This window comes from Pseudoduganella sp. R-34, assembly GCF_049904655.1.
In the GTDB taxonomy this organism is placed as follows: Bacteria; Pseudomonadota; Gammaproteobacteria; order Burkholderiales; family Burkholderiaceae_D; genus Rugamonas.
Window position 1 is genome coordinate 3395357 of the sequence record NZ_CP184572.1, and the last position, 23613, is coordinate 3418969.

Annotated in this window: 18 protein-coding genes; 12 read left to right on the forward strand and 6 right to left on the reverse strand. The window is 65.3% G+C overall.

Annotated features, from left to right (window positions below):
* Position 1: 1 nt before the first annotated feature.
* Entirely contained in the window at positions 2–1513 is a 1512-nt protein-coding gene (locus tag ACN9MW_RS15715) for a HAMP domain-containing sensor histidine kinase (RefSeq protein WP_426172083.1), read from the reverse strand.
* 3 nt (positions 1514–1516) lie between these two features.
* Complete coding sequence (locus ACN9MW_RS15720) at positions 1517–2200, reverse strand: response regulator (protein ID WP_426172213.1); 684 nt, start codon at positions 2198–2200, stop codon at positions 1517–1519.
* A gap of 127 nt (positions 2201–2327) precedes the next feature.
* Between ACN9MW_RS15720 and ACN9MW_RS15725 the strand changes: the two genes are divergently transcribed.
* From ACN9MW_RS15725 to ACN9MW_RS15765, 9 genes are read left to right on the forward strand one after another with little or no spacing between them, the layout of a single operon-like run.
* Complete coding sequence (locus ACN9MW_RS15725; protein WP_426172085.1) at positions 2328–2837, forward strand: Spy/CpxP family protein refolding chaperone; 510 nt, start codon at positions 2328–2330, stop codon at positions 2835–2837.
* Complete coding sequence (locus ACN9MW_RS15730) at positions 2827–3351, forward strand: hypothetical protein (RefSeq protein ID WP_426172086.1); 525 nt, start codon at positions 2827–2829, stop codon at positions 3349–3351. Before ACN9MW_RS15725 ends, ACN9MW_RS15730 begins: the two co-directional genes overlap by 11 nt.
* 13 nt (positions 3352–3364) lie before the next feature.
* The gene (locus tag ACN9MW_RS15735; RefSeq protein ID WP_426172088.1) at positions 3365–4453 is read left to right on the forward strand and encodes a hypothetical protein; all 1089 of its coding nucleotides are present in this window, start codon (positions 3365–3367) and stop codon (positions 4451–4453) included.
* Entirely contained in the window at positions 4380–5552 is a 1173-nt protein-coding gene (locus ACN9MW_RS15740; protein ID WP_426172089.1) for a hypothetical protein, read from the forward strand. Before ACN9MW_RS15735 ends, ACN9MW_RS15740 begins: the two co-directional genes overlap by 74 nt.
* Before the next feature lie 5 nt (positions 5553–5557).
* Positions 5558–6817, forward strand: a complete 1260-nt coding sequence (locus ACN9MW_RS15745; protein ID WP_426172090.1) for a hypothetical protein — start codon at positions 5558–5560, stop codon at positions 6815–6817.
* A 13-nt stretch (positions 6818–6830) separates the two neighbouring features.
* On the forward strand, positions 6831–9008 hold the full coding sequence (locus tag ACN9MW_RS15750; RefSeq protein WP_426161390.1) for an 8-amino-7-oxononanoate synthase: 2178 nt from the start codon (positions 6831–6833) through the stop codon (positions 9006–9008).
* A 7-nt stretch (positions 9009–9015) separates the two neighbouring features.
* The gene (locus ACN9MW_RS15755) at positions 9016–10053 is read left to right on the forward strand and encodes an aminotransferase class I/II-fold pyridoxal phosphate-dependent enzyme (protein ID WP_426161391.1); all 1038 of its coding nucleotides are present in this window, start codon (positions 9016–9018) and stop codon (positions 10051–10053) included.
* Entirely contained in the window at positions 10046–11128 is a 1083-nt protein-coding gene (locus tag ACN9MW_RS15760) for a hypothetical protein (protein WP_426161392.1), read from the forward strand. Before ACN9MW_RS15755 ends, ACN9MW_RS15760 begins: the two co-directional genes overlap by 8 nt.
* Positions 11125–11853, forward strand: coding sequence for an amidohydrolase family protein (locus ACN9MW_RS15765; protein ID WP_426161393.1), 729 nt, complete (start codon positions 11125–11127; stop codon positions 11851–11853). The genes ACN9MW_RS15760 and ACN9MW_RS15765 overlap by 4 nt, the downstream gene beginning before the upstream one ends.
* Here the strand turns inward: ACN9MW_RS15765 and ACN9MW_RS15770 are convergent.
* The 4 genes from ACN9MW_RS15770 to ACN9MW_RS15785 all read right to left on the reverse strand — a co-directional run bounded on the left by ACN9MW_RS15770 (position 11850) and on the right by ACN9MW_RS15785 (position 16689).
* Positions 11850–13187: a sigma 54-interacting transcriptional regulator gene (locus ACN9MW_RS15770; protein ID WP_426161394.1), complete on the reverse strand. Its 1338-nt coding sequence runs from the start codon at positions 13185–13187 to the stop codon at positions 11850–11852. The genes ACN9MW_RS15765 and ACN9MW_RS15770 overlap by 4 nt on opposite strands.
* Positions 13188–13301: 114 nt before the next feature.
* Entirely contained in the window at positions 13302–15557 is a 2256-nt protein-coding gene (locus ACN9MW_RS15775; RefSeq protein WP_426161395.1) for an Orn/Lys/Arg decarboxylase N-terminal domain-containing protein, read from the reverse strand.
* Positions 15558–15640: 83 nt separating this feature from the next.
* On the reverse strand, positions 15641–16204 hold the full coding sequence (locus ACN9MW_RS15780; RefSeq protein WP_426161396.1) for a DUF4337 domain-containing protein: 564 nt from the start codon (positions 16202–16204) through the stop codon (positions 15641–15643).
* Positions 16205–16206: 2 nt separating this feature from the next.
* Positions 16207–16689: a dihydrofolate reductase gene (locus ACN9MW_RS15785; protein ID WP_426161397.1), complete on the reverse strand. Its 483-nt coding sequence runs from the start codon at positions 16687–16689 to the stop codon at positions 16207–16209.
* 214 nt (positions 16690–16903) lie between these two features.
* On the opposite strand from ACN9MW_RS15785, the gene carA reads away from it, so the two are divergent.
* The 3 genes from carA to ACN9MW_RS15800 are packed head-to-tail and all read left to right on the forward strand — an operon-like array spanning position 16904 to position 23609.
* The gene (gene carA, locus ACN9MW_RS15790) at positions 16904–18061 is read left to right on the forward strand and encodes a glutamine-hydrolyzing carbamoyl-phosphate synthase small subunit (protein WP_426161398.1); all 1158 of its coding nucleotides are present in this window, start codon (positions 16904–16906) and stop codon (positions 18059–18061) included.
* Positions 18054–21872 carry a carbamoyl-phosphate synthase large subunit gene (gene carB, locus ACN9MW_RS15795; protein WP_426161399.1) on the forward strand — a complete coding sequence of 1273 codons (3819 nt, stop codon included), beginning with the start codon at positions 18054–18056 and terminating at the stop codon, positions 21870–21872. Before carA ends, carB begins: the two co-directional genes overlap by 8 nt.
* A 3-nt stretch (positions 21873–21875) precedes the next feature.
* Entirely contained in the window at positions 21876–23609 is a 1734-nt protein-coding gene (locus ACN9MW_RS15800; protein WP_426161400.1) for a methyl-accepting chemotaxis protein, read from the forward strand.
* Positions 23610–23613: the final 4 nt, after the last annotated feature.

The window sequence follows — 23613 nt, forward strand, 5'->3', positions numbered from 1 at the left end:
GTCAGGCACTGAGCAAAGGGAGCGAGAGCTCCACACAAAGCCCGCCGCCGGTTCGATTGGCGGCGGCGATGCGGCCGCCGTGCTGCTGTACCACCTGCTGGGCGATTGCAAGGCCCAGTCCATGTCCATCCACGTCCTTTTCCGTGTTGCTGCTGCGGTAGAAGGGCTGGAAAATCTTCCCCAGGTCTTCCTGTGCCACCCCCGGCCCGTTGTCCATGACGCGGATGCGGATGAAGCGCGCATCGAGCGCGGTTTCCACTTCGACCTTGCCGCCGGCGGGGCTGTGCTTGATCGCGTTGCGGACCACGTTTTCGATGGCGCGCGCCAGCAATTCGGGCTGGCCGGTCAGCTGTGCGTCGGCGGTGCCGCTGAAATGCACTTCGCGGCCGTTGGTGGCGGCTTCGAATTTTGCATCCTGCACGATGTCGTCGAGCAGTTCGCCGATGCTGAATTCCTGCTTTGGCGCGTCGAAGGCGCCGGCTTCCAGGCGCGACAGGGTCAGCAGTTCGCCGACCAGCTTGTCCATTCGTACGCTTTCGCGCTCGATGCGCTCCATCGAGGCGGCCGTCTTTTCCGGCTGCTGGTGGGCCAGGCCGATAGCCGCCTGCAGGCGGGCCAGCGGTGAGCGCAGTTCGTGCGAGACGTCGTGCAGGAGATTCTTCTGGCCGTCAAGCAGGGCGCGCAGGCGGCCGGTCATGCGGTCGAAATCGCGGCCCAGGGTGGTGAGTTCGTCGCCGCCGGCGCGTGGCTTGGCGGTGAAGCGCGGCGCGAGGTCGCCGCTGGCTGCAGCGTCGAAGGCCTGGCGTAATGCGCGGATGGGGCGCGCAAAGTACCAGGCGAGCAAGGCGGCGAACAGCAGGCTTGCCAGCACGGCGGCGCCAATGGGGATAAAGGGCGTCAGTGGCCGGAAGCGGGGTGGGGGGGCGCCTGCACCGGCGCCGGGTGGCGGCTCGGGCGGCTGCTGGCCAGCGGCGTGTGGAATCGCCGGCCCGTCCGGTGGAGGCGCCGAAGGGCGGCGGTTATCCGGGCGGCGGAAGGCGCGCGGGTCCAGGCCGGGGATGCCCGATCCTGCAAGCAGGACACGGGAGTCGGGCGCGTCCAGCGTGCCCTGGTGGCGCCGCGAAGGCAGGAAGAGCAGGTAACGCTGGCCGTCTGGCGCAGTCACCTGGCGCACGCCGCGCGGGTCCGGGCTAACGAGCATTTTCTGCGCTTCGGACAGCATGCTTGGCGTCGTGATGCGCCCCAGCAGCTCCTTGCCATCGTCGCCAACGGCATACACGCGATGCCGCGGCATATTCTCCAGCAACTGGCGCAAGCCGTCGGTGCCGCCAAAGGCCAGGGTCGCGGCGGCGGATTCGATCGACATCTCCGCCGGCGGACCGGTCTCGATATCGGAAGGCCGCGCTTCAGCGGCAGCGCGCGCCTTGAGCCACACGGCGCCGCCGATTGCGGCGGTGGCTGCGACCTGGGCGAGCAGGATCGAAAAGAAGAACTTCCAGAAAAGGCGGCCCACGGCTTACTCCCGGATCAGCTGATAGCCGAGGCGGTACACGGTTTGCAGGCAGGAGCGCCCGTCCGAAATGGAACCGAGCTTGTGGCGCAAGCTGCTCATATGGACGTCGATATTGCGGTCGAAGCGCGCCATCGGCCGCCCCAGCCCCTGCTCGGACAGCACGTTCTTGCTCACCGGCTTGCCGGCATTGCGCGCCAATACTTCGAGCAGGTTGAATTCGGTGCTGGTCAGCTCCAGCGGCACGCCGCCCCAGGCAGCGCGACGCTGCTCGGGCCACATGGTGAGCTGGCCGACAACCAGCGGCCCGGAGCCCGTATCCGGCACGGCCTGCGTGCGGCGCAGGATGGCCCGGATGCGCGCCGTCAGTTCGCGCGGCGTGCACGGCTTGGTCACGTAATCGTCCGCGCCCAGTTCGAGGCCGACAATGCGGTCGGTATCGTCGCCGCGCGCGGTCAGCATCAGGATCGGCATCTGGCTCACGGCCCGGATCCGGCGCAGCGTTTCGAGGCCGTTCATGCGCGGCATCATCACATCGAGAACGGCAATGGCGAACGCCCCGGTCAGCGCACGGGTGGTGCCGGTTTCGCCATCGTGGGCGGTACTGACCTCGAAGCCTTCCTGCTCCAGGTATTCCTGGAACATGCCGACCAGTTCGACGTCATCGTCAATCAACAGGACCTTGTTCATGGCGCCCATGATAACAAATCGCTCCTGCCGGGTTGCTCCATCTTTACACGTTTTTACCTGCCACTTACGGCGCTTTACAGGCTGTAGCCAGAGAATGGAATCTCACCATCACCACTGGAGATTCACAATGAAGAAGAGCAAATTGACCCAGCTGCTGCTGGCCGCCGCAATGACCCTGCCGCTGCTGGCCGGGGCGGAAGAAAACCTGCCAACTGAGGGCGAACACCCGCAGCTTGCAGGCCCGCAGCCTGAAGGCCCTCGCGGAGAATTTCCTGGCCGCCATCGCGGCGGGCACTTCGGCGCCCCCGGTTTGCCATTCCTGCATGGACTCGAACTGTCCGAGAGCCAGGAAGACAAGCTTTTCCAGCTGATGCACAACCAGGCGCCTTACCTGCGCGAGCAGCAGCGCGCCCACGAGAAGGCAATGCGCGCCCTGCATGACATGCGCAATGCCGAGAAATTCGATGACGCGGCCGCGGCCAAGCTGGCCCAAGCCGCGGCACAGGCGGAGGCCAACCTGACCTTGGCCCATATCCGTACCCACCAGAAGGTGCTGGCCCTGTTGACCCCTGAGCAGCGCAAGCAGTTGGACGAACGCAAGGCGCGTCGCCAGCAAGGAGGCTTCAATGAACGTTAATTCGATTAGCTCCAGCAGCTTTGCCGGCCAACTGGCCGCCAGCGGCAGCGGGCAGGCGCGCCAGGCGCCGCCGCCTCCGCCGCCCGGACCGCCGCCGGGAGAGGGCGGTTTCGTCAACGCGATCGGCTCGGCGCTGGAATCGCTCGGCGTAACCGGTGTCGCCACCACCGACAAGGAAAGCGCCGCTTCGGCCCTGGGCAGCTTCCTCCAGGAGCTGATGTCGTCCCTGCACGAACAGGGCGAGGCAAATGGCGGACAAGGAGAGGAGCACGGTGGCCCGGGAGGCCCCGGCCGCCTGGCCGAAGACCTGCAAAGCCTGATCTCGTCGCTGCAAAGCGACGATACCGAAAGCGGCGAGGCTTCGCCGCTGGAGACTTCGTTCTCGTCCCTGCTGTCCGCGCTTGGCGGCGACAGCAGCGATTCGCAGTCCAGGCTGACGACGTTCCTGCAAGCGCTGGCCGACAAGCTGCCGCAAGCAGGCAGCAGCGGCAACCTGATCAACACCACGGCATAAAAAGGAGAATCTTATGGACGCGCATGACCACGGCCTGGCCGCAGACCTGGAAGCAATGATGAACATGGGCAGCACCCGGCGCCGCTCGCTGCGTTGGCTGCTGGCCGGCGCGGCCACGCTGCCGCTGATCGCCTGTGGCGGCGGCTCGGACAGCACGAGCACTGGCAGCAGCGCCAGCAGCGGCAGCAGCACGGGCGCCGGCAGCACCGGCACCACGACCGGAAGCTGTACCGTCATTCCTGAAGAAACCGGCGGGCCTTATCCTGGCGACGGCACCAACAGCAATGCGAGCGGCATCGTCAACGTATTGACGCAGACCGGCGTGGTGCGCAGCGACATCCGAAGCAGTTTCAACGGCGCCAGCGGCACAGCCGGCGGCATCCCATTGACGATCAAGCTGAAGATCGTCAATGCGAACAATAGCTGCGGTGCTGCCGGCGAGTTCGCGGTCTACCTGTGGCACTGCGACCGCGAAGGGCGCTATTCGCTGTATTCGAGCGGGGTAGCGGACCAGAACTACCTGCGCGGCGTGCAGGGAGCGGACGCCAATGGCGACCTGTCCTTCACCACCATCTTCCCGGGATGTTACGACGGCCGCATGCCGCATGCCGCACGTGCACTTCGAGGTATATCGCAGCCTGGCGCAAAGCAGCAGCGCCGCCAATCGCATCAAGACTTCGCAATTCACCTTCCCGATGGCGACGTTGAACGAAGTGTATGCCACGTCGGGTTACAGCAGTTCCGCAAGCAACCTGTCGCGCATCAGCTATGCCACCGACAATATCTTCAGCGATGGCTACTCCCTGCAACTTGTCACGATCAGCGGCACCGTCACCGACGGCTACGTCGCCACATTGACGGTGGCTGTCGCCGCCTGATCTTCCCTCGGGGCGAAGCCGGTTTCGCCCTGCATCCCCGTTTTTCGCCACTCCCCGAAACCGCTTTCGCCGCGGCCAGCGCTTCCCCGAGGGGAGGCGCTGGCACACGCCTTGCAATACTCCCAGCATGGTTTAGGCAATGGAGAAAGCATGGACCGTCTGCTCAGCTATCGGCCGGAACTCGAACTGTCCCCGGCGGCGCCACAGGCAGCATGGCGCGATGAAAGCCTGCCGCAAGCAGCAGAACTGCTGGCGGCGCGGCGCGAGGGGCGCCTGCCGGCCTGGTTTCGCCATGTGGCGCCCGGCCTGGGCGGCGTGCTGCCCAAGCTTGCCGACCAGGTGCTGTCGGCCGGTCCCAGGGCCGGCCGCATGCTCGGCATGGAGCTTGAGGGCCTGAGCGCCGAGGACCGCGAGTTCGAAACGGCACGCCAGTTCATGCGTTTTGCCGGGCTGGCAGCGCGCCGTGCCAGGCAGGCTGCCCGCGGCGATCCCCGCCAGGTGCGGCGCGCCGCGCTGAACATCGCGGCCAAGCAGTACGCACCAGGGCTGCTGCCCACCATCGTATCCATCATGGAACGGCATCCCGTTCCACCATCCGCAGCATCACATCAAAGGGGGCTAATCATGCATGACATCGACCGTACCACCCTGGAATTCGGCAACGAAACTTCCTATGAAGGCGAGTATGAGTTTGGCGAATCGGAATGGGGCGGCGAAATGGGCCAGCAAGGGATGCTGACCGAAGCCGAGGAAATGGAACTGGCCAGCGAACTGCTGTCGGTGACCAATGAAGCGGAACTGGAACAGTTCCTGGGCAGCTTCCTGAAGAAGGCGGCATCGTTCGCCGGCAACGTGATCCGCTCGCCGGTCGGCAAGGCCATCGGCGGCGCACTGAAAGGCGTGGCCAAGAAAGCGCTGCCGCTGGCCGGCGGCGCGATTGGCGGCTACTTCGGCGGCCCGCTGGGCGCCAAGATCGGCAGCGGCCTGGCGTCGGCTGCCGGTAGCGCCCTCGGGCTGGAGGCCGAAGGAGAGGTGTCCGGCGAGGACCGCGAGTTCGACGGCGCACGCACCTTCGTCAAGGTGGCTGCCGACACCGTCAACCGCGCAGCTCAGGCGCGCGGCGGCGATCCGCGCCAGATTGCCATGCAGGCGGCGACGGCGGCCGTCCGCCAGCACGCACCGGGCCTGCTGGCGCGTGCCGGGCAGCAGGGCGCCCAGCAGGGGGCAGCCGGGCGCGGCATGGGAGGCATGGCCGGCGCGATGCACGGCAATTCCGGACGCTGGGTGCGCCAGGGCCGCAAAATCGTCCTGTACGGAGCTTGAGCCAAATGAGCCCGTACGCCGCCTGGATGCTGGCACAGGAGGCGCGGTCCTTGCTGACGCGCCTGGCCCGGGTGCTGCCATTCGCCCTGATCGAGCCGATGGTGCCGGCTGCCGCCTTGCTGCCGCGGGCGCAGCTTGGCATCGATCGCCAGCTCGTGGCGGGGCGGCGCGAGCTGCGGGCGATGGTGCGCGGCTTCCTGCACTGGTTGCGCAGCCCCGCCGGGCGGCGCGCCAGCCCGGCGCATGCCCAGCGCCGCTTCACGTTCCTGCGCATGAAGTTCAATGCGGCGCTGATCCAGTTCGACATGTTCAACGACGTGGTGACGCAGCGCAGCGAACATCGCTACGGCGTATGGCTGGCAGGACTGGACGTCGCGTCGGCCGACGCCCTGGCCCTGCGCGGCGGCTACTACACGCCGCCGCCGGTGGTGTGCTACCTCGATCGCGGACCGGGGGCTGCTATCCGCCGCGCCCGCACGCGCCTGCCGGGCGGCGGCGACAATCCCGTCGCCATCATTCGGGTACCGCGCGAACGCATGGTTGGCGCCAGCATTGCGTCTTCCTTGTTCCATGAGGTGGGACACCAGGGCGCGGCGCTGCTGGACCTTGTGAACTCGCTGCGCCCGGTCCTGCAATCGCTGCAGTCCGGCGCCACCGGGCCGGCGCAGGTGTGGAAGTTGTGGGAGCGCTGGATTTCCGAAATCGTCGCCGACTTCTGGTCGCTGGGCAGGGTCGGCGTGGCTGCCACCCACGGCCTGATCGGCGTGGTCAGCCTGCCGCGCATTTTCGTCTTCCGCATCAATATCGACGACCCGCATCCGGTGCCCTGGATCCGGGTGCTCCTGAGCTGCGCAATGGGCGAGCAGCTCTACCCGCATCCGCAGTGGCAGCGCATGGCGCGCTTGTGGGAATCCTACTATCCCCTCGATGGCGTGCCGGAGGCCGACCGGCAACTGCTGATGGCCTTGCGCGATTCGATGCCGGCGCTGGCCGGCCTGCTGGCCAATCACCGTCCGGCCTTGCTGCGCGGTGCTTCGCTGCCGCAGGCGCTGCAGGTGGATCTGCGGCAGCCGGCCTACCTGGCGTTGCTGTTCCGGCTGTGGCAGCGCAAGCCCGAGCGCATGTACCAGGCTTCGCCGGTGCTGGTGTTCGCCGTGATCGGCCAGGCGCGTGCGGACGGCATCCTGAGCCCGGAACACGAAAGCATCCTGCTGGGGCGCCTGCTGACGCACTGGGCCCTTCGCAATACCTTGACTGATATTTGAGGAGAGTTCCATCATGACCAAAACGAGTGCGGCGGCCGCAGGAAAAAGCGGCAAAATCGATGTCAACGTGCGGGCCCGGATCTCGGACAATCGCTGGGTCCCGGTGGTGCATGCGCACCTGTTGCTGATGCAGCCTTCCGATGCGCAGGTGAAGCAGCTGCAATTGCTCAATGAGGACAAGGGCACGCCGGAAGAGGCGCGCAAGATGATGGCTGCCTGGCCCGTGCTGCGGCCGACCCATACCGGTCCGAATGGCCATGCGCGCTTCGACGGGCTGGAGATCGGCACCTACTACGTGGTCTTCAACAACGCCACCCCCTTCGACAAGGACTTCATGCGGTTCAACCGGGTCGACATCCTGGCCACCGACACGCGCGGCGAAACCGAATTCCTGCTGGACCCGCCATTCCGGCTCGAACCGGTCTTCTTTGCCAACGGCGACAACCAGGACCGGCCGCACGGATTGGTGGGCGATACTGTCTGGGTCTCGGTGGCGCACAGCGTGGCAGGACTGGGCAACCCGATGGAAGGCATGTATTACGTGCCGGAGCCGCCACTGCAAAGCCAGGCGCTGAAAGGCGTCAAGTCGAGCATGCGCCTGAACGCCACCGGCTCCACCGAGGTGGCGGTCAATGTCTACATGGCTGCGCTGGAGCCGGACGGCGTCACGCCGGACCCGAATGATGCCGCCCACTACCGCGCCTCGGAACCGATCATCGTCGACGAAGGCAGCGCGACCCAGGTGAGCGGCACGATCACCACCCAGGCGTCGCGTACGGAAGCGGAGTTCCGTCCCGTGCTTGCGCACTGGACCCTGATCCGCAACAGCGCCGATGCACTGTCATTCAATACGTACAAGCTGTTCATCGACCACCTGTTCTGCAACGATGCCGGCGGCGACGTGCCCGAGTTCGAGCGCAGCCGCTTCGACGAAAAGGAACGCGCATTCCGGCTGCTGGAGAAGCGGCGCACCCTGCCTTTCAGCGACTCGGATTCCTACCGTGTGCTGAAGGCCGCCACCGAAGCCTTCGTGATGGTGAACTGCGGCGTGCTGCGCACACCGTATGCGTTCCGGCCGCAGGAAGACGCCGATTACCTGGACCGGCGCGACCTGCCGGGGGACCGCAAGCTGGAGGATGAACTGGTCAAGCGCTACCTGACGTCGCTGGATCCGAAAACCCGCATCCTGCCTTACCTGGCCCTGATCCGCAGCAAGCTGCCGGACGTGCGCATCCACATGGACCACAAGGACCACCACGATGCCGAATTGTGCGCGGGCTTCATCCGCGACCGGCTGGTCAACCCCTGCATGATGGAGCTGATCTGGTCCTATTGGCAGGAAGAGGGCATGCTGGTGCAGACCATGAACGCGATCACGCGCCGCTTCCAGAACGTGCGCTCGCCGGCGCACGGCAACGGCCTCGACCCGCTGGCCAATATGGAAGTGGACATGCTGCGGCCCTTGAACAACCTGCTGTGGGGTTATGTACAGGATGAACAGCACCGCCTGAGCGTGGTGCGCCGCAATTACGAGTACGACCATCACTACGGCATCCACCTGGATGGAAGGGCGGTACGCGATTTCCGTCCGGCCGACAGCCGCTCCAAGTTCGTCGAGGCCTTCCACAACCTGCTGCGCCAGCTGATGCCGTTCTACCGCCAGGACGACGACACCACCGTCAAGGCCGACGCCTTCCCGATCCTGAATGCGCTGAAGGAAGTGCACCTGATCCTGTCGCAGGGCGCGCACAACCAGTTCGGCGACCTGCCGTCCACCGCGCGCATCGAAATGCTGATGCAGCAATGGATGCTGGCGCGTCCGGAATTCCGCGAATTCCTGCCGACGCGGCTGATGGTGGCGCATCCCGAACCGTGGATGGACCGCGTCGATGCAATGAAGAAGGTGCAGGGTTGGAGCGACACCAGCATCGCCCATTTCCGCGACCTGGCCATGTTCGGCGAACAGTTGCTGCTGTCGATCCGCTATACCCACTGGAGCGACGTGTACGACCCCACCGAGGCGTTTGCGTGGGCCCGCTTCTGGCGTCCGCAGGCGCAGGGCTATATGCACGCCTACCGTGCGGTGACAGGTGTCGACCTGACCTCGGAAGTCGCCAACCCCAAACTGGAAGCAACCATGCCGTCGGTGCTGCTGCGGCAGCGGCTGGAGGCCATGCCGCGCTCGGCGTGAGGCGGCGGTGCGCGCCGACTTCACCAGTGCGCTGTACCTGGGCATGCGGCATGCCGCGCAGACGCTGCCTGCCTGGGACGAGCTGACTTTGGGAAAGCCGGCGGCGCTGGAGCCGGTGCCGGGCGAGACGGAACTGGGCGCCAGCCTGGCGCGCCTGATGGACTGCGAGGCCGCCTGCCTGCTGACTTCCAGCCTGCACCTGTTCTGGGACCTGTTCGGCTGGCTGGCGCCGGCACGGGTGGCGCTGCTGGTCGACAGCGCGGCATATCCGGTGGCACGCTGGGGCGCCGAGCGCGCGAGCGCACAGGGCGTGCCGCTGCAATGCTTCAGCCACTGCAATGCGGCCCAGGCCGCGGCGCTTGGGCGGCGCTGGCGCGAAGCAGGGCGCAGGCCGGTGATCCTGTCGGATGGCTATACGCCGGGCGATGCCGCCGCACCGCCGCTGGCGGCGTATGCCGACATCGCCGATGCATACGGCGGCTTGCTGCTGCTGGACGACACCCAGGCGCTTGGCGTCGCCGGCCTGGATGGGGGCGGATCGGTGGCCGAGCATGGCCTTGGCGGCGCACCGGTACTGGTGGGCGCCTCGATGGCCAAGGGCTTTGGCGCGCCGCTGGCGGTGCTGGCGGGGCCGCGCAAGCTGCTCGGCGGCTTCTTGTCAGCCAGCGAAACGCGGGTCCATTGCAGCCCGCCTTCGGTGGCGGCGATTGCAGCCGGCCGCTGTGCGCTGGACGCCAACCGCCGGTTGGGCCGGGCCTTGCGCGAGCGGCTGCGCGAGCGGATTGCGCAATTGCAGGCGAACCTGGCCGGTTTCGGGATCGCCTGCATGGGAGGCGATTTCCCGGTCCAGCGAATCGCGCTGCCGCCCTTGTGCGATGGCGAGGCGTTACGCAGCGAGCTTTCGCTGGCAGGTATTGAAGTGCTGTTGCAGGGGACACCGGCAAGGCAGGTCCTGACGTTGCTGCTGCGGGCTGACCACAGCGCACAGGAAGTCGCCTATGCCGCCCGCTCGATCGGACAACTGATGGAGGTGCTGCATGTTTGAGACAATGGAATTCGAATGGCGGCCCAAAGGCGGCCGCTCAATGGGGCGGGGCCGCACCCGTCCCGCCCGCAAAGTCCGCCCGGCGCCCGTGGTTGGCGGGGCCTGGCCTTACCGCGTGCCGGTATTCGAGCCGCTGCCGCTGCTCGAACCGCCAGCGGGCGACGAACCTGGTCCCGATGAAGGAGACGGCGACGGTGAAGTGCCGCCGACCATCGCTGCGGCTGTGGGGCGGATGCCGCCCGCCCTGCAGCCTGCCTATGCGCTCGTCGCTCCGCTCGATCGGGCGCCCAGCGACCCGCGCACGCACGGGCCGGGGCTGTACTACCTTGAATTCACGGTCAACGGCCAGCGCCGGGGCTATAGCGGACAGGCGCGCCACATGGGCCAGCGCCTGGCGCAACACCGGATCTGCGCGGGCATGATGGGCATCCGGCCATCCGAAGTCAGCGTGTATGTCGCGGCCAACCTGGCGGACGATGCGGACCGCCGCCGGCGCGAACGGACCCTGCACGACACGATGTTCAGGCACCACCAGGGCGTGCTGACCAACCAGCGCCGCGAACTGGAGTTCGAGGTGCTGGGCGAGGAGCACGAAGCGCCCTGCGGCTGCAAGCGCTGCCAGCATGGTCCGTTCAGCTCCGAGCAGGAAATGGAACTGGCGATGGAACTGCTCGGCGTGCAGAGCGAGGAGGAGATGGAGCAATTCCTGGGCAAGATGTTCAAGGGCGTCTGGAACGGCATCAAGAAAGTGGCGAAGCCCTTGGGCGGCATCCTGAAAGGGATCGCGAAAAAGGCCTTGCCCTTTGTCGGCGGTGCGCTCGGCTCCTTCATTCCGATTCCGGGCGTCGGCACGGCCCTGGGCCGCGCGCTGGGCGGGGCGCTGAGCAATGCCCTGGAAATGGAAATGCAGGAGATGCCGGAAGTGGACCGCGAGCTGGAAATGGCGCGCCGTTTCGTGCGCATTGCCGGCAGCGCCGCGCAGGCTGCCGGCGACAGCGATGGCAGCCCGCAAGCGGTCCGGCGCGCCGTGCTCGATGCCTTGCGGTCCCATGCCCCGCAGTTCGGCAAGTCATGATCATCGACTGCCATTGCCACGCAGGCCCCGGCGACGGCTTGACCGGCCCCTGGGACAGCGACGCCGCGCTGGGCCGCTACGCCCGGCGCGCGCGTGAAGCCGGCATCGATCGCACGGTGCTGCTGGCCGCCTTCCATTCCGATTACGGCGCCGCCAATGCCGGCGTGGCGCGCCTGGTGGCGGCGCACCCGGAACGCTACCTCGCCTTTGCCTTCGTGCACGCCCGTCGCGATGCCGGGCGGATTGCAGCGCTGGTACGCAAGGCGGTGGAGGAATACGGATTCGTCGGCATCAAGCTGCACCGGCATGACGCCCCGATCACGGGCGAGGTCTGCGAGGTTGCGCGGCACTTCGGGCTGCCGGTGCTGTACGACCCGGTCGGCGTGACTTCGGTGGCCGAACTGCTGGCAGGACAATATCCCGACGTGAACTTCATCTTGCCCCACCTTGGCAGCTTTGCCGACGACTGGGCGGCGCAACTGGCGCTGATCGACCACCTGGCGCGCCATCGCAACATCTACACCGACAGCGCCGGCGTGCGCCGCTTCGACCTGCTGGAGCAGGCGATCCGCCGCGCCGGCGCACACAAGGTCCTGTTCGGGACCGACGGGCCGTGGCTGCACCCCGGCGTGGAACTGGAAAAGATCCGCTTGCTGCGGCTGGGGGCAGGGGACGAAGGCCTGGTCCTGGGCGGCAACCTGCTGCGCCTCATCGGCCGCGGCTAGGCCGGCGCACTGCGTGCCTTGCGGCGCAATTGCAGCGTGCGGTCGGTCACGCCCAGGCGCAGGGCGGCGCGCTGGTTGTTGTCGCCCTCCTGCTGCAGCACCAGCTGGATGGCCGTGTCGGTAGCCGCCTGGCCGATGCGCGAGAGGCTGACGCCAAGGTCGACGGCGCGTCCAATGGCGTTGATGAAAGCCGCGTCGGGCCAGCAGGCGCCGCCCCCGGCGGGGCGTTCCTCGGGCGGCACATCGCCGATGGTGATTGGCCCGGGTCCGATATGGCGATGCCAGAGCCGCGCCACCGTCTGGCGCAGGTCGCGCACATTGCCGGGATAGCTGCGCGTAAGCAGGTATTGGCGCACGGCCGGATCGAGTTCGACATCCTGCCCGCCAAGCTGGCGCAGGAAGTGCTGCACCAGCGGCAGGATATCGCCTTGCCGTTCGCGCAGCGCCGGCGTCCGGCAGCGCCATGCGGCGATGCGGTAATACAGGTCGGCGCGAAAGGCGCCGCGCTGGACCTCCGCCTCCAGGTCGCGATTGGTGGCGCATACCAGGCGAAAGCGAGTCGGATGCCAGTCATTGCTGCCGACACGCCGGTATTGCTGTTCCTGGATGACGCGCAGGAGCTGCGCCTGTAGCGCCAGCGGCAATTCGCCCACTTCATCAAGGAACAATACGCCGCCGTTGGCTGCGGCAAAGGCGCCGTCGCGCGCGCTGTAGGCGCCAGTGAATGCGCCGCGTTCATGCCCGAACAATTCGCTGCCGGCCAGCTCCGGCGACAGCGTGGTGCAATCGACGACAGTGAGCGGCCCGGGGCCGCCATGCAGGCGATGTATGGCCTGGGCCAGCAAATCCTTGCCGGTGCCGGTCTCGCCGGTGATGAGGACCGGGGAATCGGTGAAGGCCGCCACTTCCACAAGGTTTTGCAGCATGCGCCGCCAGGGCGCGCTTTGCCCGACCAGGCAGGCGCGTATGCGGTCGGAAGACATGAGCTGGGCCACTTCGTGCCAGCGCTGCAGGCGGGCCAGTACCTGCGGCAGGATTGCCTCGCCAGTGCGCCACAGGATCAGGTCGGAAGCCCCGGCCGCCAGCACTTCCCACATGGCGTCGGCCGCCAGTTCGGCAGGTTCGCAGCAGATGGCCAGCATTTGCGGCGCGCCCGCCGCTTGCAGGTTGGCGGCCAGTTCGCCGTCCCACTGCCTGAACAGGAAAATGGAAGCGTCGCTTTCCTGCGGTGCTTCGATGAGGGATACGCCAGCGTCGGACAAGTCTGTCCGCAGCCTGTTGCTGGCATTTGCCGGCGCCTTCGCGGTCGCCAGGATGCAAGCTGAAAGCGCCATTTAGTCGCCCCTCCTGAAAGGACAGGACGTCAACTATAGTGCGAATTCAGGAAGCGTAGCGTTGAGCTTGCTCAATCGTGCGCCGCGGTGCGGCGCACGATCCACAGTGCAGATTTATTGCTTGACGCAGTCGACGAAGTAGTCTTTGCGGCCATTTACTTCGCGCTTCACGAGGCCGTGCACGTCGGTCTCGAAACCTGGGAAGCGTTCATTGAAGTCGCGCGCGAAACGCAGGTAGTCCACGATGGTCTTGTTGAAGCGCTCGCCCGGGATCAGCAGCGGAATGCCCGGCGGGTAAGGCGTCAGCAGGATCGACGTGATGCGGCCTTCCAGGTCGTCCAGCGCCACGCGCTCGATTTCGCGGTGCGCCATCTTGGCGAATGCGTCCGACGGCTTCATGGCAGGCACCATGTCCGACAGGTACATCTCGGTGGTCAGGCGCGCCACGTCGTAGGCCTTGTAGAAGTCGTGGATCTGCTGGCACAGGTCGCGCAGGCCCATTTGTTCGTAGCGCGGGTTGGCAGCCGAGAACTCCGGCAGGATGCGCCACATCGGGGCGTTCTTGTCGTAGTCGTCCTTGAACTGTTGCAGCGCGGTCAGCAGAGTGTTCCAGCGGCCTTTGGTGATGCCGATGGTGAACATGATGAAGAAGGAGTACAGGCCGCACTTCTCGACGATCACCCCGTGTTCCGCCAGGTACTTGGTCACGATCGAGGCCGGGATGCCGGTCTCGCCGAACTGGCCGTCCAGCGACAGGCCCGGGTTGACGATGGTGGCCTTGATCGGGTCCAGCATGTTGAAGCCCGGCTTCAGGTCGCCGAAGCCGTGCCACTTCTTGCTCTCTTCGGTGAAGATCCAGTCTTCCTGCGAGCCGATGCCTTCTTCGGCGAAGCTGTCCGGGCCCCAGACCTTGAACCACCAGTCCTGGCCCCATTCCTCGTCGATCTTCTTCATCGCGCGGCGGAAGTCCAGCGCTTCCAGGATGGATTCTTCCACCAGGGCGGTGCCGCCCGGCGCTTCCATCATGGCCGCCGCCACGTCGCAGGAGGCGATGATCGAATACTGCGGCGAGGTCGAGGTGTGCATCAGGTAGGCCTCGTTGAAGGCATCCTTGTCCAGCTTCACGGTCTCGGAGTCGCGCACCAGAACCTGCGAAGCCTGGGACAGGCCGGCCAGCAGCTTGTGGGTCGACTGGGTCGAGAAGATCATCGACTCCTTGGCGCGCGGACGGTCCTTGCCGATCGCGTGCATGTTCTTGTAGAAGTCGTGGAAGGTGGCGTGCGGCAGCCAGGCTTCGTCGAAGTGCAGGGTGTCGATTTTGCCGTCCAACATTTCGCGCAGGGTTTCCACGTTGTAGACCACGCCGTCGTAGGTCGACTGCGTAATGGTCAGGATGCGCGGCTTCTTGTTGGCCGCAGCCTGGGCGAACGGGTTGTTGGCGATCTTGCGCTCGATGCTCTCCATCGAGAATTCTTCCAGCGGGATCGGGCCGATGATGCCCAGGTTGTTCCGGGTCGGCATCAGGAACACGGGGATCGCGCCGCACATGATGATCGAGTGCAGGATCGATTTGTGACAGTTGCGGTCCACCACGACGATGTCGCCCGGCGCCACGGTCGAATGCCACACCATCTTGTTGGAGGTGGAGGTGCCGTTGGTGACGAAGTAGGCGTGGTCGGCGTTGTAGATGCGGGCGGCGTTGCGCTCGGACGCGGCGACCGGGCCGGTGTGGTCCAGCAGCTGGCCCAGTTCCTCCACCGCGTTGCAGACGTCGGCGCGCAGCATGTTCTCGCCGAAGAACTGGTGGAACATCTGGCCGATCGGGGACTTCAGGAAGGCCACGCCGCCGGAGTGGCCAGGGCAGTGCCAGGAGTAGGAGCCGTCGTTCGCGTAATGCACCAGGGCGCGGAAGAAGGGCGGCGCCAGGCTGTCCAGGTAGGACTTCGCTTCGCGGATGATGTGGCGGGCCACGAATTCCGGGGTGTCCTCGAACATATGGATGAAGCCGTGCAGCTCGCGCAGGATATCGTTAGGGATATGGCGCGAAGTGCGGGTTTCGCCGTACAGGTAGATCGGGATGTCGGCGTTCTTGTGGCGGATCTCGGAAACGAAGGCGCGCAGGGAAGCCAGTGCGAAGTCGGTTTCTTCCGGGGTGCCGCCCCCGAACTCTTCGTCGTCGATCGACAGCACGAAGGCCGAGGCGCGCGACTGCTGCTGCGCAAACTGCGCCAGGTCGCCGTAGCTGGTCACACCCAGGACGTCCATGCCTTCGTTTTCCATCGCCGCGGCCAGGGCGCGAATACCCAGGCCGGACGTGTTCTCGGAACGGAAATCCTCGTCGATGATGACGATGGGGAAGCGGAATTTCATCGATGTTCTCCAGGCGCGACCAAGCGCCTCAAAAAAATAAGACCGGGAGTATCGCAGAAAACATTCCCCGGTGGTGGATTTTTTTACAGCATTGCCAGCACGCCGAGGCCAAGGCCTACCGCGGCCACGCCGTAGGTGGCATACATCAGCCATTTACGGTTGGTCAGCAGGGTGATTGCGGCCAGCGCAATAGCAATTTGTTCAGCCGTGGTAGCCAGCGCCCATTGGTGGTGCTTGTGCAGGGCATGGTCGGATTTATGGTCCCATTCGGCCGACTTGGCTTCCCACTCCTCGGCATCTTTCTTGATTGCCGACTTTTCTTCCTTGTAGCGCGCCACTTCCGCTTCGTAACGCTTCGGATCGACGTTCGGCAGGGTCATGGCCAGTTCGGCCAGGTTCTGCTTGGACGACTTGGCCTGGTAGTAGTTCCAGCGGTTGGACGCTTCGGTCTTGGCGATGGCCGCATTGTTCTTGAACAGGGCGGCATCGTTCTGCGTGGCCCCGCCCTGGTAGCCGAAGATGGCGCCCACGGTGGCCAGGATAGCCGTCGTCACGGCGATATTGCCGGAGAATTTGTCGTTGCTGTGTGCTGCGTGTTCCACGGCGTGGTCGTGCGGGCCGTGGACGTGGAAACCGTGTCCGGACATGTTTAGTTCCTGCTAAAGCTAATGAATGAATAAGGCAGCCCGGCTGCCGAAACGTGATCCTCGCGCGCCACTTCCCGCCATTGGCCGGCAGCCAGCGCGGGGAAGAAGGCGTCGCACTCGTAGCTGCGGCCGATGCGGGTGATGACAAGCCTGTCAACCAGCGGCAAGGCTTGCTGGTAGACCTGCGCGCCGCCGATCACGAAAGCCTCGTCGGCGCCGGCGACCAGGGCCTGCGCTTCTTCCAGCGAGCCGACGCGTTCCACGCCCTCGTGCCGCCAATCGGCATTGCGGCTGATGACGATATTGCGGCGGTTGGGCAAAGGCCGGCCGATCGAATCGAAGGTCTTGCGGCCCATGATAATCGGATGGCCGGAAGTGAGGCGCTTGAAGTGCGCCAGGTCTTCCGGCAAGTGCCATGGAAGAGTGTTGTTGATACCTATGCCATTGCTGGAGTCAGTGGCAACGATGATGGTCAATTTTGTCATGGCCGACATTATATATCGGAGCACTTTGCACTTCGGTCACGTTGCGGAATTGCGCCACCGCAATTTATTTTCGCGCCCGAACAGGGCCTTGTGAAATTTGGATAGTTTTGGCGGGGGTGTGCCGGCGTATCGTAGCTTCCAGCGCGCTAGGAATTACTGCTGAGTAATTCTGTTTATTGGTTTTATAACGATATGGACCCCAGGAGAACCCCTGATGAAACACCCACTCAAGCATCCCAATGGGAATGCCGGGCGCGCTATTCTCGCATTGGCTGATGGCACCCTGTTCGAAGGCATCTCGATCGGTGCCAACGCGTCGACAGCCGGCGAAGTCGTATTCAATACCGCCATGAGCGGGTACCAGGAAATCCTGAGCGACCCAAGCTACAGCCGCCAGATTGTCACGCTGACCTATCCGCATATCGGCAACACGGGCGTCAACCGTGAAGACGGCGAAGCGCCGTTGATCCATGCGGCCGGCCTGGTGGTGAAGGACCTGCCTTTCATGGCCTCGAACTTCCGCAGCGAGCAGGACCTGTCGAGTTGGTTGACGGAGCAGGGCGTGGTGGCGATTGCAGGCATCGATACCCGCAAGCTGACCCGCATCCTGCGCGAGAAGGGCGCCCAGTCCGGCGCCATCATCGCCGGCGGCGCGGCGGAGGAAGCGCTGCGCCTGGCGCGCGAATTTCCGGGCCTGTCGGGCATGGACCTGGCGCAAACCGTCAGCACCGCCGCCCCTTATGAATGGACCGAGACCGAATGGATGCTGGGCCAGGGCCACGGCCGCCAGATGCAGCCGCGCTGCCACGTGGTCGCCTACGACTTCGGCGTGAAGGCGAATATCCTGCGCATGCTGGCCCAGCGCGGCTGCCGCGTCACGGTGCTGCCCGCGAAAGCCGGCGCCGCCGCCGCGCTGGCACTGAACCCGGACGGCATCTTCCTGTCGAACGGGCCGGGCGACCCGCAACCCTGCGATTACGCGATTGAAGCCACGCGCGAACTGATCGAGCGCGGCGTGCCGACCTTCGGCATCTGCCTTGGGCACCAGATCATGGCGCTCGCTTCCGGCGCCCGCACCATGAAAATGAAATTCGGCCACCACGGCGCCAACCACCCCGTACAGGATATCGAAACCGGTCGCGTAATGATCACTTCCCAGAACCACGGCTTTGCCGTCGATCCCGATTCGCTGCCGAATAACTGCGCAGTCACGCATATTTCCCTGTTCGACGGTTCGTTGCAAGGCTTCCGCCGCACCGACAAGCCGGCGTTCTGCTTCCAGGGCCACCCCGAGGCGTCGCCCGGGCCGCACGACCTGGCGCCGCTGTTCGACCGTTTCGTGAGCATGATGGAGGGCGCACGCCATGGCTAAGCGTACCGACATCAAGCGCATCCTGATCATTGGCGCCGGCCCGATCGTGATCGGCCAGGCATGCGAATTCGATTATTCCGGCGCTCAGGCTTGCAAGGCCCTGCGCGAGGAAGGCTATGAAGTGGTGCTGGTCAACAGCAATCCGGCCACCATCATGACCGACCCGGGCATGGCCGACGTGACCTATATCGAGCCGATCACCTGGGAAACCGTGGCACGCATCATCGAGAAAGAGCGCCCGCAAGCCGTGCTGCCTACCATGGGCGGCCAGACCGCGCTGAATTGCGCGCTGGACCTGCATCGCCACGGCGTCCTGGAAAGCTTCAACGTGGAGCTGATCGGCGCCACGCCGGAAGCCATCGACCGCGCGGAGGACCGCGCCAAGTTCAAGGCAGCCATGGAGCGCATCGGCCTGCAGTCGGCGCGTTCCGGCATCGCCCACACCATGGCCGAAGCCTGGCAGGCGCAGGAACGCCTCGGCTTCCCGGTAATTATCCGTCCGTCCTTCACCATGGGCGGCAGCGGCGGCGGCATCGCCCGCAATGCCGATGAATTCACCGCCATCTGCCTGCGCGGCCTGGAGCTGTCGCCGACGTCCGAACTGCTGATCGAGGAATCGCTGATCGGCTGGAAGGAGTTCGAGATGGAAGTGGTGCGCGACCGCAAGGACAACTGCATCATCGTCTGCCCGATCGAGAACCTGGACCCGATGGGCGTGCATACCGGCGATTCGATCACCGTAGCCCCGGCGCAGACCCTGACCGACAAGGAATACCAGATCATGCGCGACGCGTCGCTGAACGTGCTGCGCGAGATCGGCGTCGATACCGGCGGATCGAACGTGCAGTTCGCGGTCAACCCGCAAGACGGGCGCATGATCGTGATCGAGATGAACCCGCGCGTGTCGCGCTCCTCGGCGCTCGCTTCCAAGGCCACCGGCTTCCCGATCGCCCGCGTGGCCGCCAAGCTGGCGGTGGGCTTTACGCTGGACGAGCTGCAAAACGATATCACCGGCGGCGCCACCCCGGCTTCATTCGAACCTGCGATCGACTACGTGGTCACCAAGATCCCGCGCTTCGCCTTCGAGAAATTCGCCGGCGCCAATGACCGCCTGACCACGCAGATGAAGTCCGTGGGCGAAGTGATGGCCATGGGGCGCACCTTCCAGGAATCGTTCCAGAAGGCGCTGCGCGGCCTGGACATCGGCGTGGACGGCCTGCAGCGCATCGCCACCGGCCGCGACGTGATCGAACAGGAACTGCGCCTGCCGGGCCCGCAACGCATCTGGTACGTCGGCGAAGCTTTCGCGCAAGGCATGTCGCTGGCGGAGGTGAACCGCCTTTCCCATATTGACCCGTGGTTCCTGGCCCAGATCCATGACCTGGTGGAAGTCGAGGAATGGGTGGCTTCCCAGCAGCTCGGCGGTTTCGACCGCGACGTGCTGCGCCGCCTGAAACAGCAAGGCTTCAGCGACCGCCGCCTGGCGCACCTGCTGGGCGTGCATGAAGACGCGGTGCGCAAGCAGCGCCACGCCCAGGGCATCCGTCCGGTGTACAAGCGCGTCGACACCTGCGCCGGCGAGTTCGCGACCCGCACCGCCTATATGTATTCGACCTACGACGAGGAATGCGAGGCCCAGCCGACCGGCGCTCGCAAGATCATGGTGCTGGGCGGGGGCCCGAACCGGATCGGCCAGGGCATCGAATTCGATTACTGCTGCGTGCATGCCGCGCTGGCGATGCGCGAGGATGGCTACGAGACCATCATGGTGAACTGCAACCCGGAAACCGTGTCGACCGATTACGACACCTCCGACCGCCTGTATTTCGAATCGTTGACGCTGGAGGACGTGCTGGAAATCGTCGCCATCGAAAAGCCCGAAGGCGTGATCGTGCAGTACGGCGGCCAGACCCCGCTCAAGCTGGCCCTGGCGCTGGAGGCGAACGGCGTGCCGATCATCGGCACCTCGCCCGACATGATCGACGCCGCCGAGGACCGCGAACGCTTCCAGAAACTGTTGTTCGAGCTGGACCTGCGCCAGCCTTCGAACCGCACCGCCCGCAACGAGCAGCAAGCCGTGGCCATGGCCGAGGAGATCGGCTACCCGCTGGTGGTGCGCCCATCGTACGTGCTGGGCGGCCGCGCCATGGAAATCGTGCACGAACGGGCCGACCTGGAGCGCTATATGCGCGAGGCGGTCAAGGTCTCGCACGACTCGCCGGTGCTGCTGGACCGCTTCCTGAACGATGCCATCGAGGTGGACGTGGACTGCGTCAGCGACGGCGCCGACGTGGTGATCGGCGGCGTGATGGAACACGTCGAACAGGCGGGCATCCATTCGGGCGATTCGGCCTGCAGCCTGCCGCCTTATTCGCTGTCCGAGGCCACCGTGGCCGAGATCAAGCGCCAGACCGTGCGCCTGGCGCGCGGCCTGAACGTGGTCGGCCTGATGAACGTGCAGTTCGCGGTGCAGCGACAGAAAGCCGACGGCCGCATGCTGGACCGGATCTTCGTGCTGGAAGTGAATCCGCGCGCTTCGCGCACCGTACCGTTTGTATCGAAGGCGACCGGCGTGCAGCTGGCCAAGGTTGCAGCGCGCTGCATGGCCGGCCGTTCGCTCGCCGAGCAGGGCGTTACCGCGGAAGTGATTCCGCCTTATTACAGTGTCAAGGAGTCTGTATTGCCATTTGCGAAATTCCCGGGCGTTGACACCATCCTTGGGCCGGAAATGAAATCCACCGGCGAAGTGATGGGGACCGGAACCACCTTCGGCGAGGCTTTCCTGAAGGCTGAACTGGGCGCCGGCGTGCGCATCCCGCTGGCGGGCTATGTCTATATGCGCGTGCGCAAGGCCGACCAGGCGCGCGCTGTCGCCTTGGCCCGCGAGCTGGCCGATGCCGGCTACCAGCTGTGCGCCAGCGAGGTGACTGCCGCAGTGCTGGAAGCAGGCGAGGTGCCCGTCAACACCATCGAGGACGAGACCCTGCTTGGCCTGCTGGCCCTGCGCGAGATCGCCATGGCCGTGGTCACGGTGGACGAGAAGCGCATCGCCATTGCGGCCACGCGCAGCCTGCGCACTGCGGCGCTGGCCTCCGGCACGGTGATGTTTACCACCATTGCGGCGGCCGAGGCAGCGGCGGAAGCGCGCAAGCACGCCGGCAACACCGCCGTGCGTTCGCTGCAGGAGCTGCATGCCATGGGCGGCAGCGAACGGCGCGAGGTGCCGCCGCCCGCGCCGCGTCCCGTGCCGGGCGCCGCGGACTTGGCGGCGGCCGCCTGGCAGATGCCGGAGCGCCGTGCGCAATCGCGCCAGCGCAGCGTCGGCGTGGAGCCGCTGAAAGTCTTCATCCGCCAGCCCTTCACGGAATCGGACGAACGCCAGCAGCGCATGATCGGTGAAATCATGCAGATGATCGACAGCGCCAACGGCCTGCCGCACGTCTTCGACTACCTCACCGGCTTGCAGGCCGAGAGCGCGGAAACCTTCCGCTCCTCGTTCGAGCGCAAGCAGGGCCTGCCTTTCACGCCGCAGAATTTCCGCCGCCACCGGCTTGCATTGCTGGACCAGGCGGACGTCATGGTCAACATCCGCGTCGGAATGAGCGAAAGCAGTGCGTTCGAGTTGAGCTATCACATATTCAAGGGCCGCCGAACGCCTATCCTGTTCCTGGTGTGGAAAGGCGCGCCGATCAAGACCACGCTGCTGCGCGAACTCGACGACCTGGTGGATATCACCTACATCGAGTTCGAGGAAGTCTCGGAGTTGCGTGGCCGTTTGCATCAGTTTTTCAAATGTTTGGTAAAGGAGTGAGCGATGTTCAATAATTTCAAGATCAAGACCCTGCTGGTTGGTGTGCTGGGTTTGCTGATTGGCCTGCTGGCGATTATTGGCGGCCTCGGAATCCTGAGCGCGGAGCGCTCGGTCGGACTGGTGAAAGACGTGACGGTTTCCAACCAGAAGAACATCGCGGAGCGCAACGCTATTCGCCTGGACATGGAAACGGGCCGCAGCCAGATCCTGCAGGCCTTGCAGCACAATCCCGAACTGGCCTGGAGCAAGCTGCATGACCACCCGCTGACCAACCACTTCAACATCGTCGACGAAGTCACGGCGCGCGTGAACAAGCGCTGGGAAGGCTACCTGGCCAGCATCAAGTTGCCGGAGGAGCGCAAGCTGGCCGAAGACTGGTTCGCCAAGAGCGACGGCCTGGGCGTTGAGCACGTCCGCGCCGCCACCGCCGCCGTCAAGGAAGGGCGCTGGGACGATGCGGAAACGGTGCTGATCAAGAAACTCAACCCGTCCTACCGCCTTGGCGACGGCGCACTGAAAGCGCTGTCCGAGCACGCCGACAAGCGCATCGAGGCCGATGCCGCCGCGGTCGCGGCCGGCCTGAGCCGCAACAGCACCACCGTCACCGTGGTCCTGGCCGGCGGCCTGGCGTTGAGCGTGTTCGCCGGCCTGGTGCTGCTGAAGGCGATTTCCGAACCGCTGGCGGAAGCCATGGACGTGGCGCACCGCGTCGCCGATGGCGACCTGAAAGGCCAGGCCACCAAGCATGCGGACAATGAATTCGGCGAATTGCTGCGCGCCCTGGACAAGATGCGCGACAACCTGGCCGCCATCGTGGCCGAAGTACGCGGCGGCAGCGACACGATCTCCAGCGCGTCGGCGCAGATCGCGGCCGGCAATATGGACTTGTCCGACCGCACCGGCGAACAGGCCGCCTCGCTGGAGGAAACCGCCTCCTCGATGGAAGAACTGACCAGCACCGTGCGCCAGAACGCCGACAATGCGCGCCAGGCCAACCAGCTTGCCGTTTCGGCATCATCGGTGGCGACCAAGGGCGGGGAAGTGGTTGAACAGGTGGTGGCGACCATGGGCTCGATCAACGAGTCGTCCAACAAGATCGTGGACATCATCGCGGTCATCGACGGTATCGCATTCCAGACCAATATCCTGGCCCTGAATGCGGCCGTGGAAGCTGCCCGGGCCGGCGAGCAGGGCCGCGGCTTCGCGGTGGTTGCCAGCGAGGTGCGCAACCTGGCGCAGCGTTCGGCCGCCGCCGCCAAGGAAATCAAGCAGTTGATCGACGATTCTGTTGGCAAAGTGGAAAGTGGCGCCAAGCTGGTCAACCAGGCCGGGCACACAATGAAGGAAATCGTGTCGAGCATTCAGCGCGTGACTGATATCATGGGGGAAATTACCAGTGCTACGCAGGAACAAACTGCCGGCCTGGAACAAATCCACCAGGCCATCACCGAGATGGATACAATCACCCAGCAGAACGTGGCGCTGGTGGAAGAGGCAGCTTCGGCGTCGACGGCCCTGCAAGACCAGGCCAACAGCCTGTCGAAAGTTGTCAGCGTGTTCCAGATCGACAGCGAGCGCCGCGAGCATCCTGCCGCCGTGCAGGCCCGCGCCGTGATCCAGGCAGTACGCACCAAGCCTGCATTGCCAGCCAAGGCCAAGCCGGTGCAGCGCGACGGCAAGGGAGCCGCATCGCGCAAGGTTGCCAATAGCGAGGTAGGAGACTGGGAAGAGTTTTAATGAA